12 protein-coding genes are annotated in these 10241 nt (G+C 44.2%); 4 read left to right on the forward strand and 8 right to left on the reverse strand.

Features of this window, described 5'->3' with window-relative positions:
* Positions 1-372 precede the first annotated feature (372 nt).
* The 3 genes from eat to AB4274_RS15125 are packed head-to-tail and all read right to left on the reverse strand — an operon-like array spanning position 373 to position 4069.
* A complete protein-coding gene (gene eat, locus AB4274_RS15115) occupies positions 373-1770 on the reverse strand; it encodes an ethanolamine permease (protein WP_017061647.1) in 1398 nt (465 codons plus the stop codon).
* A gap of 24 nt (positions 1771-1794) precedes the next feature.
* The gene (gene eutC, locus AB4274_RS15120) at positions 1795-2664 is read right to left on the reverse strand and encodes an ethanolamine ammonia-lyase subunit EutC (protein ID WP_017067008.1); all 870 of its coding nucleotides are present in this window, start codon (positions 2662-2664) and stop codon (positions 1795-1797) included.
* A complete protein-coding gene (locus AB4274_RS15125; RefSeq protein ID WP_372112533.1) occupies positions 2657-4069 on the reverse strand; it encodes an ethanolamine ammonia-lyase subunit EutB in 1413 nt (470 codons plus the stop codon). The genes eutC and AB4274_RS15125 overlap by 8 nt, the downstream gene beginning before the upstream one ends.
* A gap of 200 nt (positions 4070-4269) precedes the next feature.
* Here AB4274_RS15125 and AB4274_RS15130 point away from each other — a divergent pair, with 200 nt between their 5' ends.
* The gene (locus AB4274_RS15130) at positions 4270-5190 is read left to right on the forward strand and encodes a helix-turn-helix domain-containing protein (RefSeq protein WP_017061644.1); all 921 of its coding nucleotides are present in this window, start codon (positions 4270-4272) and stop codon (positions 5188-5190) included.
* 104 nt (positions 5191-5294) lie between these two features.
* Here AB4274_RS15130 and folM read toward each other — a convergent pair whose 3' ends face one another.
* The 4 genes from folM to folK form a co-directional block, all read right to left on the reverse strand.
* The gene (gene folM / locus AB4274_RS15135; RefSeq protein WP_017061643.1) at positions 5295-6011 is read right to left on the reverse strand and encodes a dihydromonapterin reductase; all 717 of its coding nucleotides are present in this window, start codon (positions 6009-6011) and stop codon (positions 5295-5297) included.
* Complete coding sequence (gene folE / locus AB4274_RS15140; RefSeq protein WP_048611743.1) at positions 6008-6646, reverse strand: GTP cyclohydrolase I FolE; 639 nt, start codon at positions 6644-6646, stop codon at positions 6008-6010. Before folE ends, folM begins: the two co-directional genes overlap by 4 nt.
* Before the next feature lie 18 nt (positions 6647-6664).
* Positions 6665-7036 carry a dihydroneopterin triphosphate 2'-epimerase gene (gene folX / locus AB4274_RS15145; RefSeq protein ID WP_017067658.1) on the reverse strand — a complete coding sequence of 124 codons (372 nt, stop codon included), beginning with the start codon at positions 7034-7036 and terminating at the stop codon, positions 6665-6667.
* A 97-nt stretch (positions 7037-7133) separates the two neighbouring features.
* The gene (gene folK, locus AB4274_RS15150) at positions 7134-7631 is read right to left on the reverse strand and encodes a 2-amino-4-hydroxy-6-hydroxymethyldihydropteridine diphosphokinase (RefSeq protein ID WP_372112529.1); all 498 of its coding nucleotides are present in this window, start codon (positions 7629-7631) and stop codon (positions 7134-7136) included.
* Between the two features lie 512 nt (positions 7632-8143).
* Here folK and AB4274_RS15155 point away from each other — a divergent pair.
* From AB4274_RS15155 to AB4274_RS15165, 3 genes are all read left to right on the forward strand, one after another.
* Complete coding sequence (locus AB4274_RS15155) at positions 8144-8644, forward strand: nuclear transport factor 2 family protein (protein WP_017068657.1); 501 nt, start codon at positions 8144-8146, stop codon at positions 8642-8644.
* A gap of 296 nt (positions 8645-8940) precedes the next feature.
* Positions 8941-9426 carry a DUF4405 domain-containing protein gene (locus AB4274_RS15160; RefSeq protein WP_372112531.1) on the forward strand — a complete coding sequence of 162 codons (486 nt, stop codon included), beginning with the start codon at positions 8941-8943 and terminating at the stop codon, positions 9424-9426.
* The gene (locus AB4274_RS15165) at positions 9426-9743 is read left to right on the forward strand and encodes a hypothetical protein (RefSeq protein ID WP_017068659.1); all 318 of its coding nucleotides are present in this window, start codon (positions 9426-9428) and stop codon (positions 9741-9743) included. The genes AB4274_RS15160 and AB4274_RS15165 overlap by 1 nt, the downstream gene beginning before the upstream one ends.
* A 222-nt stretch (positions 9744-9965) precedes the next feature.
* On the opposite strand, the gene AB4274_RS15170 is transcribed toward AB4274_RS15165, so the two are convergent.
* Positions 9966-10241: LysR substrate-binding domain-containing protein (locus AB4274_RS15170; RefSeq protein WP_372112532.1), on the reverse strand; the 276-nt coding region annotated here is incomplete at its 5' end.

Raw genomic sequence — 10241 nt, forward strand, 5'->3', positions numbered from 1 at the left:
AGATCAACACGCCCTAGTGAATCATATATTCCGTCTACTGAATCAATCCCATTCATAATCTATGCCGAATTCTTCCTTTGCATCATTTCAACTTATCTTTAGAGAAAGGCAATCGACATGATTAGCGCGATGAAAACTTCACTATCAATGAACTTCGGGGCTCGTCGCTATGAATCTAACTCGTTATAAAAAATCATGACAAGTGTCTGGACAAAAACGTTCCAAGAAAATGATCCTAAAACAGCACTATTTCTAAATTAATATTTATCGTTAGAGGTGATGACGATTGGGGTTTACACGCAAGTTACTACAAGTAGTGTAATAAAGGCTCCAGCAAAGCACTAGAGCCTTAAATACCATTAGAAATTGAATCTAATTAGTAGCCTCAAGCTCTTTCTCTGCAACCGACAGCATCTCAAACTCTTCCTCAGCGGTCGATGCGACCAATTTATTACGGCTATATAGGCCATAATAAGCACCACCAATCACAAAGAGTCCCATAGTCATAAAGAATGCAGATGGGTCAAAAGCATAAACACCCGTCATTGCAATAAGCGACAGCACTAGTGAAGTGCCGGAAGTCAGCATGCCACCCGGTGTTTTGTATGGACGGTGAAGCTCTGGTTGCTTGATACGCAACAATATATGACTAAGCGACATTAATGCATAAGACACTGTCGCCCCCACTACCGCCATCGCCAAGATCAGGTCGCCTTCTCCGGTCAATGACACAGCAAAACCAAACACACCCGGCACCACTAAAGCACGAGCAGGCACTTTGTTTTTGTTTGTAAGCGACAAGCTTTGAGGCAAGTAACCCGCACGAGACAATGCAAACACTAAGCGGCTATAACCGTAGATAATCGAGAAGAATGAAGCAATAAGTCCTGCAAGTCCTAGTATATTAACAGCCGTTGCAACGGTTGGATTACCGGTCAACTTCAAGGCATCGACTAGAGGAACGGCACTATTCGCAATCGCTTCAGAACCCACAGCGCCCGCAAGCAGCAGAACGACTAAGGTAGCGGTGACTAGTAAGAATAACATTGCGCCGATAATACCTTTGGGTACATCCTTGGCCGGGTTTTTCGCCTCTTCAGCAGCCAGTGGAACCCCTTCTACCGCAAGAAAAAGCCACATTGCAAACGGTAGTGCCGCCCATACACCATACCAACCAAAAGGAAGTAGTTCTGTGGCTTGTGCGGTTGCCGGAGCGATATCAAACAGATTATTAGCATCAAACTCACTAACCAATACGCCTGCTGTCATAAGAATTGCTAGTACGGCTAACCCACTGATGACCATCATGACTTTCAGAGCTTCTCCTACCCCTGCCATATGAATACCGATAAAGATGGCATAAAAGATCGCGTAAACAAGAGGACCATCGATACCCATTAGTTCATTCACCGCTGAGCCAATAAAAATGACAATCGCGGCAGGTGCAAGGGCATACTCAATTAAGACGGATAAGCCGGTAAAAAATCCCCCCGTTGGTCCCATGGCTTGTCGAGCAAAACTATAGCCACCTCCTGCAGCGGGAATAGCCGCAGACATCTCCGCCAAAGAAAGGACAAGGGTAAAGTACATCACCGCCATAGCAATTGCAGCAATAAGAAAGCCTCCCCAACCAGCTTGACCGATACCAAAGTTCCAGCCTGCAAAGTCACCAGAGATCACGTATGAAACGCCTAACCCTGCTAGCAAAATCCACCCAGCAGTGCCCCTTTTAAGTTGTCTTTGCGCCAAATATTCCTGATGTTCTGACATTGTAAATCCCTCTATTTTTGTCTTTTATCCAATTAAAAAATTGCCTGTGTGCTTGTCTTCTAACTGCTCACCACCTTCTTCCTCGATACTCGAACGGTCTTTAAGGTTGACCCCAGAAAGCTCTAGCCGACGAGCTTCCTTCAATAGGTATACCGCTCGCTTACACGCATCTTCATAAGCCAACCCCTGTGGGCGAATATTAGAAATGCAGTTCCTATCAGAGTCTTTTGCTCCTCTTCTTGCCTGCCAAGTCAGGTACATACCCATGCTATCTGGAGAGGTCAGTCCCGGGCGTTCACCAATCAAAACCACCACCATCTTGGCTTGTAAGCACTCGCAAACATCATCTCCTATTGCCACTCGGCCCTGCCTCACAACAGTAATAGGAGCAACATGCCACGGCACTTCGTCTTCCCCTAATAAAGAAAGCAGATGCTCAATGACTGGATTTGCATGATTTTGAATGGCAATTGAAGACAAGCCATCAGCCACTACTATCGCGAGATCAAACGGGGGAGACTCTGAATGAAGAACGGCTTGCAACTGATTCCAACAGACGTCATCAAGCTCACGACCAAGATCCGGCCTTTGCAAATACATGAATCTGTCTGTCGCTTTGCTGTGCGCCTTAATTGGTGCCTGAGAAGTGTGTTGAATGACCGAGTTTGATTGAGCGATGAGCTCAACCAATGAATCCACATCTAAAGCACAATGAACGGCATCCATCGCCTGTGCATGGTCGAGTTGAAATGAAAGCAACTCTTTAGTTGGAACGCTATTTCCACTTCGACCCAGTGCAATACGTGCCGATGTAAAACCTTTAAGCTCGTGCCAAGGGTTTTGAGTTACCAACTTAGAAGCAGAATGTTTTGCCATAGAGACCACCTTACCCATGTGCGGGGCCTCCATTAAGTTGTGCTAGAGCGCCAGAAAATGAGCCGGAGAGTCGTTCATTTAGGCGCACATCTTTTACATCATCAAAAATCTGCATCTGAGTTAGCCACTCCTCAAACTCCGGCGCAGGTTTTAAACCCAACACCTTGCGTGCATAAAGTGCATCATGAAACGAGGTTGTTTGATAATTGAGCATGATGTCATCGGAACCCGGAATCCCCATAATGAACGAGCACTCAGCGACACCGAGCAATGTCAGTAAGTTATCCATATCATTTTGATCGGCATAGGCATGGTTGGTATAGCAGATATCACACCCCATCGGCAGGCCAAGCAATTTGCCACAAAAATGGTCCTCAAGCCCTGCTCGAATAATCTGTTTTCCATCAAAGAGATATTCAGGGCCGATAAAGCCGACCACGGTATTAACCAACAATGGATTAAAATGACGCGCTACGGCATAAGCCCGTGTCTCACAAGTTTGTTGGTCCACACCATGAAAAGCATTGGCAGAGAGAGATGTTCCTTGCCCTGTCTCAAAGTACATGACGTTACTTCCAACGGTGCCTCGGTTCAGCGAAAGCGCCGCTTCGTTTGCTTCTTTAAGGATCGAAAGGTTAATACCAAAGGTGTCGTTCGTACCTTGAGTACCACCAATAGATTGAAAGACGAGATCCACCGGAGCGCCCATCTCAATCGCTTCAATCGTGTTTGTAACATGGGTTAATACGCAAGATTGGGTCGGGATCTGGTAGTGTTGAATGACCTCTTCCATCAGATTCATCAACTTAATTGCCTGTGGTACATTATCTGTTGCGGGATTAATGCCGATCACAGCATCACCATTGCCATACATCAAACCATCAAAAATACTGGCGGCAATGCCATTGAGAGAATCGGTTGGATGATTGGGCTGTAAACGGGTGGATAAACGACTAGGCAAGCCAATGGTGTTACGAAACGCAGTCACTACCCGACATTTTTTGGCGACTTGGATCAAATCCTGATTACGCATGATCTTACTCACTGCAGCCACCATTTCTGGAGTTAAACCAGGACGCAGCTTTGCAAGCGTGAGACTATCGGCTTCATCACTTAGCAGCCAGTTCCGAAAGTCTCCCACTGTAAGGTGATCAATCGCTTTAAACGCCTCTCTATCATGGCTATCAATGATTAAACGAGTAACTTCATCACTTTCATAAGGGATCACCGCTTCATTTAAAAACGTCTTTAGGGGCAAGTCTGCCAGTGTCATCTGAGCTACAACACGCTCTGCAGCAGAAGTCGCAGATACACCAGCCAAAACATCCCCTGAACGCTCTGGCGTAGCCTTTGCCATCAGATCTGCTAACGACTCAAAGTTAAAAACCAGGTGCCCTTGTTGTCGGCGATAAGCTGCTGTCATAAATTCCCTCTTCATAAACTGGTTCAGTTCTTGCTCAATAACCTTTTGTATATATGAGTAATTAAGCGATTTTTGAACCGAATGAATATCAAGAATCGGCAAACATAAAAAAGCATTAATAAACATAAACTTAAAGACACACTGTACTAATATGGGTCACATGGGTAGGTCATGGAATGATGAGAAAGGATGAAGAATTGATGCGTTATGCACCTAATTTGTGCACATTCAACACATTTGATGCAAATCAGCAGGCAGCCAGCCTCTTTAACTGGCAGCAAGAATATGACCAACTGAGTCAAGGAAGTTTTCTAGGTCAGATCCGTGAACGAAAATTTTCTCACGTGCACCTATTTCGAGAAGACAGCAACCGAAAACTCAAGCAGCAATGTCGTATTAATGAAGGGATTTGGTTAGGGATCAGTGCTAACGATAGACCTTTACACATCAATTACGCACAAGGTAATCCTGATAGTATTTTGATCCGTGAGGCTGGGGCGGATTTTGAGCTACTTACGCCAGAAACCTTTTCTATTTATGGGTTAGTCATAAGCCCTTCACTGGTTGAAATGATTCAGCAACAGCTAGAGATTGAATCATTAAACAGCAAGAGCCACTTTCTTGGTTGCTCTCAACACTACACCCAACAAATAAAAGCTTACTTGAGCTTACTACTCTCCCCGAGTCAATCTCGCTGGTCTTTTCAAACTCATCAATCCATTGTTCAAGATATGTTGGTCGAATTGTTCGCTCAATCGTCTAATCAAAATATGCAAAAAACCAATGCCTCACAGCGTGAGAACACCATGCGTCGAATTAGGCAGTACCTAGATAACTCGCAGTACCGTAAACCCGTCACCGTGTCTGAACTGTGCGATGCGGTTTATGTCAGTCGCCGTACGCTGCAATACACCTTTGAGTCCTGTTGTGGCATATCACCAAAACAATTTATACAAAATGTACGTCTCAACCAGGTACGGCGCATTCTGCAAAATCCGAGCGAACAACGGTGCATCAATGAAATCGCCTTTGACTTTGGTTTTTTTCATCTGGGATATTTTTGCCAAAGCTACAAGCAGTTGTTTGGTGAGTCGCCCATGCAAACACGTTCTAATGTCTAAAACCCAAAAAGTGTCGAGGGACAACTTAAAAAAATGTAGTTAGACGATATGAAAGACGAATAGATTAGTTGACTATCCTGCCTCAAGATCACAACGCATGAACTTCACTTCAAGTGCCTGCCGCCATCAAGGTGCAAAGTCCTTCCTGTCATATAGTGACTAGCCAAAACAAACTTAATGCCATCTATCACTTCTTCAAAGCCTGCCTCTGCGGGAATCAGTGCTTTTTTCAGAGCTTTGGTTTTGTACGCCTCGTCATCATGTTCATTGAATTTTATCATGGCAGGAGAGACAGTATTGACTTTCACCTTGGGAGCCAACATCGCTGAGAACGACAGCGTCAGGTTGTTGAGTGCAGCTTTACTGGCCGCGTAAGCGATGTGTTTTTTACTGCCTTTTTCCGCAACGTAATCACTGATGTGGATGATGTCCGACGTTTTATCGCCAGACATTAATTGGTCTTTGAGCGTTAAGTTAACCAGATAAGGCACGGTAGCGTGAACCGTCATCATCTGGTTCATGATTTGTAATGCGTTTTCACTGGGATTTTTTTTGTTCTCCGGTTGCCAGTCGGAAGCGTTATGGATGATGGCTCGAATCGCCTTATATTCTTGACCAACATAATGCAAAAAACCCTCTAAGCTACTTTGTTGATAAAAATCTACCTGTTGCAAGTCGGCTCCACTGTCGCGCAGTATTTTCAGCTGGGGATAGTCGCTTCGGTAAGTGCCAACGACTTTGTATCCGTCAGATATAAGTTGCTGCGCCAGAGCGAATCCTAAACGCTTCCCCACTCCAGTTATTAGAATCGTTTCACTCATCGTAAAAACTCAGCTCTAGTTTGAGGGTTAGTTTTGAAACTGCCACCAAGCGCGGTTGTGGTGGTTTCAGAGTTAGCGTCCATAACGCCTCTCGATTTAACGCAGTAGTGAGTTGCTTTAATCGTCACAGCCACATTTTCTGTTTCAACCAGAGCCTGTATCGCGACCAGGATTTGTTGAGTAAGGCGTTCTTGAACCTGCGGACGCTGAGCAAAGAATCGAACAATACGGTTTATTTTAGATAGCCCAAGAATCTTGGATTCTGGGATATAAGCCACTTGTGCTAAACCATCGATGGTGATGAAGTGATGTTCGCACGTCGAAGTTAAATCTATATCCGATACCTTAACCATTTCATCAACTGACATTTTGTTGTCGATAACACTAATTTTGGGGAAGTTATTGTAGTCGAGCCCTGAAAATATCTCGTGAACGTACATCTTTGCAATGCGATGAGGTGTTTCAGCGAGACTGTCATCGGTTAAATCCAGCCCGAGCGTACTGACAACTTCCGTCAAAAGCCCTTTGATGCGGTTGTACTTCTGGTCGGGGTTCATTTCGCTCGATGTCATCGGGGTTTCAAGCCCCTTTTCGAGCAAAGCTTCTCTTACTTTTTCAGCTTCTGTGGTTAGCATTGAGTCGCTCCTTATGAGTTAATCTTCAAGTTCTGCTTCATAGCTCAGGGTGAGCGAGACGGAATCGGCGAAACGTAGAGCATGAGGCTTGTCAATTCTCACCTGAGCGTATCGGACCCATGAATGGTCGATACAAATACCGAGTACGTCGCTGGTTAACTTTTCTAAAAGCAGAAACCGTCCAGATTCAACATGTTCAATAATTTTTTTGCAGATATTTTTGTAGTTAAGTGCGTTCTCCACATCATCAGAGAGGCAAAGGTTGTTCGCGGGATAATGGATCTCCGCATTTATGACGATGTCTTGCTGCTTGGTTTTTTCTTCTTCGTTGAAGCCGATGAAGGTTCTTAATCTGAGATTTGTGATGGTGATAATCGCATTGTGATTCATAACAGTTTCCGATCCTTAGAAGGTAGAGTGAGTTACGTGCCTATTAGAGGAAAAGATCAATAAAGCTCAAGCGTTCTGTTTAAAGCAGTTACAGGGACTAAGTGAAGCTGACCTCGAACGGTATAAGTTCGGTTTTCTGACTCAGCTGATCGAAGTTGTTCCAGAGATGCTGAAAAGAGATATCTAGAGTGGGATGAAGTTCTTGCGCGGCAACATCAACTAACGGTCGAAGCACAAAAGCGTACTCGGTGATTTCACCTCGAGGCAGCTCTACTCCATCGATAGTGCCCACTTCGTTACCGTAAAGAAGGATATCGATATCCATCGTGCGCGAAGCGTATTCTTTAGTTTCACGCTTGCGGTCATTCTCTAATTCGATTTGATGCAGAACCTTAGCCAGTTCAGCGATAGAAAGGTCACATTCAAACCCAACGACTAGGTTTAGGAAGTTGTCTCCTTCAAAACCAACAGGCTCACAATCGTAAAAATTAGAGATGTGTAGAGGTGCAAAGCGGCTATTCAATGCTTTGAGAGATTCTGTGACGTGATATTCGCGGTTAATGTTGCTTCCGATGCTGACATAAACGGTGGCCATAATTTTTTCTCCCTTTTAATCGGCCTCTTACGTTGTAAGTCGCTAGGAAGATCAGCTATGGATCCGTTTGATGTAGGGAGGGTAAAAGAAAATCTCCCGACAACTCATATAGAGTTCGGTTCTGAGTCGGAAAGGAGGACTTTTGAACTAGAAAATGCCACGGGCGAAAATTCAGCTTATGAAGGTTCTGGACATAACCTTCTTAGAGTAATCACTTAAATTAGGAAAATACGGATAACTTTAGGTATCTTAAAGTCGCTTACTGGACGGTCCAGTCCCGCTCATTCAAAGCACATACCCCGTCAGCACACTTCTGGACAAGAAATCATTTTAGGCTCGGTTGTGCTCTTAAAATTTGACTGATCAGCTTTATTGCAAAGCCTATTGCCCAAATTCCCTTATCTACCACAGTACCATCAAGCTCAATACATTTGATTCAGCTCTATTCGACTTCTACTTTTACAGAGGGAGTCGTTTGCTTCATCCTACGTTCAACTAAACGGAGAGACGTAATGTTAAAAACAATTTTAGTGATATATTTCAGCTTATTCGCAGTAATTCAAGCAAGTTACGCAACAGACATGGATAAATCTAAGGCAGAACAATCTGCAAAAACCCTAGAGGTTGCCCAAGCTTTTCTGTGGGCTGCTGGATCTGGGGATATGGAAAAGCTAAGTACTCTAATGGCTGACGATTTTGTTTGGCATAATGAAGGAGATGATTCTATTCCTTGGATTGGTAACTGGGAGTCTAAAGAAACAGTTTTAAATACCTTCTTGCCTCGCTTTGGTGCTGGATTAAAAACAACGAGCTGGACTACAGATTATAGTTTTGCCAACGGTGATCAAGCCGTCTTTATGGGGACCATGAGTGCCACAGCAAACAACACTGGCGCTGACACTGGAAAATTTAGTTGGGCTGTGCGCGTTCAAGTCGTCGATGGGAAAGTAAAGAGTTGGAACTGGTTTGAAGACAGCTTTGCTGTCTCAAAAGCCTATCACACAGAGAAATAACAACTCTAAACATGTTTGATTTTACTAAGAATTGACTTAACACTGAGAGGCTACCTCTCAGTGTGTAAACACATTTCAGGACGGGACATAAACTGGTAAAAAGCCCGATTCTTAAGGCATGAAAAGTCGCTTAATTTGATACTCAATCTATTTGGAGCCGATCACAAATGCCGTGCTATCAAGACGCGCGGCATTTCTAACTGTAAATGACTGTAAAATCAGTTGAATCAAGGTGCCAACTTGATAGTTTATAAGCATGAATTTTTATGGCTTAACAACCTATCAGGCAATTGATCATGCAAACCCGTACATGGAAAGACAGTTTGGTAAAGACTCAGTATGTCATGGACATCCTATTGCTGATCGGCTTTATCTTAGTCTGTATCCCCAAAGCAACAGGTGTAGCAGCTCACGAATGGCTGAGCCTTTTGTTTATTATTCCTTTGATTATCCACTTACTACTGCATTGGAACTGGATGGTATCTCTTCCAAAAAATTTCATCCACAAACAATCTGCTAAAGATCGATTCAATGCGGTTTGGGATGCTTTGTTCTACTTGGTCATGCTGATGGCAACACTCAGCGGATTCTTAGTTTCCGAAGCTTTGCTACCTCAGCTAGGTATTCCAGTAGAGATACTGCCTGTTTGGTCCAAGCTACATCATGACCTAGGAAACCTAGTGATGCCAATGCTTGGTATCCATCTCGCTCTGCACTGGCAGTGGATAAAAGGTGTGAGCAGAAAAATGAGACAGAAACACAACACTAAGGCAGGTGTATAATGAAATATCTCGTTTATCGTTGGAAGCAGCGCTCTGCTATTGTCTTAATCATCTCGCTTATCATCTGCGCAGTAATGTGGACCCTAGAGCTATCAACTTGGGCAGGAACAATAAATAGTGCAGCAACCGAGCTTGCACTCGAAGAAGGAAAACGAAACCTATCTGGGTTAGCGGTTTTCGGCGTCTCATTTGTTAAGCTTACTGTGCTGACCATGGTGCCCGCCTTTTTGTGTTATGGCGTGTTAAAGCTCTCTGCTTTTGTCTTCAAAAAACGTACACACGACAACCAAAACAAGCCTACTCGGCCAGTCCACTAGTCAAGCAATGTCTCAGCCAGTGCGTCTAACATTCGACGCGCGCGCTGTCAGTGAACTAGCTGGGGCAGGTCTGCCTTACGATGATCTACCCAGTCAGCACGGAGTTGGACATTTATGAGTCAGTGATTCTGCTAAATTAGCATTTAAAGGATTAACTCAGGTATTGCAAACCTCTAACTACGTGGGCAAGTTCACTTAGCCACTACAGGAGCCGTTCAAGTCTTAAAAAACATCATCCCAATACGGTAAATCACCATAATAGTCACTGAGAAACTCAATAAAAACACTCAACTTAGTCGCAATCAGCTTACGGTGCGGATACACCGCATATAGCGCCATGGGTTCTGGCTCAAACTCTTTTAGAATAACGTTAAGTTGGCCCTTCTTTACTGCGTCAGACACGATAAAAGTGGGTTGAAAAACATAACCCTCTCCCGCTATAGCGGACTCAACGAGGATATCGCCGTTGTTGCAGGATATACCGGAACTCTCCTCTTT

This window comes from Vibrio sp. 10N.261.55.A10 (genome assembly GCF_041470825.1).
GTDB classification, from domain to species: Bacteria; Pseudomonadota; Gammaproteobacteria; order Enterobacterales; family Vibrionaceae; genus Vibrio; species Vibrio crassostreae_C.

Coding starts and splice junctions, on each gene's coding strand:
- AB4274_RS15130 (WP_017061644.1), top strand. CDS start 4,270: ATGCGTTATGCACCTAATTTGTGCACATTCAACACATTTGATGCAAAT.
- folE (WP_048611743.1), bottom strand. CDS start 6,646: ATGCTAACCACAGAAGCTGAAAAAGTAAGAGAAGCTTTGCTCGAAAAG.
- eutC (WP_017067008.1), bottom strand. CDS start 2,664: ATGGGTAAGGTGGTCTCTATGGCAAAACATTCTGCTTCTAAGTTGGTA.
- eat (WP_017061647.1), bottom strand. CDS start 1,770: ATGTCAGAACATCAGGAATATTTGGCGCAAAGACAACTTAAAAGGGGC.
- AB4274_RS15155 (WP_017068657.1), top strand. CDS start 8,144: ATGTTAAAAACAATTTTAGTGATATATTTCAGCTTATTCGCAGTAATT.
- folK (WP_372112529.1), bottom strand. CDS start 7,631: ATGGCCACCGTTTATGTCAGCATCGGAAGCAACATTAACCGCGAATAT.
- AB4274_RS15160 (WP_372112531.1), top strand. CDS start 8,941: ATGCAAACCCGTACATGGAAAGACAGTTTGGTAAAGACTCAGTATGTC.
- AB4274_RS15125 (WP_372112533.1), bottom strand. CDS start 4,069: ATGACAGCAGCTTATCGCCGACAACAAGGGCACCTGGTTTTTAACTTT.
- folM (WP_017061643.1), bottom strand. CDS start 6,011: ATGAGTGAAACGATTCTAATAACTGGAGTGGGGAAGCGTTTAGGATTC.
- AB4274_RS15165 (WP_017068659.1), top strand. CDS start 9,426: ATGAAATATCTCGTTTATCGTTGGAAGCAGCGCTCTGCTATTGTCTTA.
- folX (WP_017067658.1), bottom strand. CDS start 7,036: ATGAATCACAATGCGATTATCACCATCACAAATCTCAGATTAAGAACC.